At 50.1% G+C, this 551-nt stretch carries 1 protein-coding gene; it reads right to left on the minus strand.

Translation table 11 applies throughout. From position 1 onward, the window contains the following. Positions 1 to 127: 127 nt before the first annotated feature. Positions 128 to 551: hypothetical protein (locus tag AC1RO3_RS08370; RefSeq protein WP_481763985.1), on the minus strand; the 424-nt coding region annotated here is incomplete at its 5' end.

The following is a 551-nucleotide window of genomic DNA, read 5'->3' on the forward strand; positions in this document are numbered from 1 at the left end:
GTTTAGGTGGGAGTGCGATAAAAATACGGAATGTGCGTAGCACCCGCACACCCACGCACAAATGCGTAGGCGATTAGGAGTCCAAAACACCTAATCGCTTTACCATGTTAAAATTGAGTTCTGCGAATTATGCGGGCGCTGAGCGCAATTGAGAAGCGCTCGCAAAATCCACCACGTTATCTGAAGGCGCCGGAGCCCAAGCTGGGTCTTTCACGATAGAACACTCGATCGGCTGAATTCCGTGTGCATTTAGGAATGCCAAATGCGTGGAACCATCGAAATCTCGATACTTTTTCCAGTTAACCTGCTTCGGGCTCGTGATGTGTCCACAGGTGTGGCGTGCCGTACACTGAGCGCCACAGTACCCACACGTGAAGTAATCAACGAGAGCACCCATAGAATAGGTGTTGATTTCCCGTGTCAGAACTTTTTGTGCGACATCCGGATACTTATTTTTGTCGATTGCCAACAGCCCCATCACCTTCCACAGTTTTCCGTCCCCGTAGCCCTCAACCTTATGGAACGATGCGTCGAGAATAACGCCGTAAGCA

It is taken from the genome of Dellaglioa sp. CoH-57-MRSF-19 (assembly GCF_056781975.1).